Here is a 201-nt window from a genome sequence, read left to right as displayed (position 1 = left end):
ATGTTGCTTGATTTTTACTAATTTCAGTTTAGGTAATTTGATATGACCATCTTGCAATTCGATATTTCCGTTCACTCGATTGGTTGTATAAGACTGTTTTGACTTACGGTTTTTGAACTTTGGAAATTTCGCATTGCCTTCAAAAAAATTCTTATAAGCCTTTTGTAAGTTCATTTGTGCATTTGCTAAAGCTAAAGAATC

Annotated in this window: 1 pseudogene; it reads right to left on the bottom strand. The window is 31.3% G+C overall.

The window, feature by feature from the left end:
* Positions 1 to 201 (bottom strand): annotated as a pseudogene (locus tag DDE80_RS15020) (RNA-guided endonuclease TnpB family protein); the annotation flags it as partial.

Origin of the sequence: Metalysinibacillus jejuensis (assembly GCF_003057615.1) — a bacterium.
Taxonomy (GTDB): domain Bacteria; phylum Bacillota; class Bacilli; order Bacillales_A; family Planococcaceae; genus Metalysinibacillus; species Metalysinibacillus jejuensis.
Note: the sequence above shows the minus strand (reverse complement) of the source record. Positions and strands in the feature narration are given on the sequence as shown.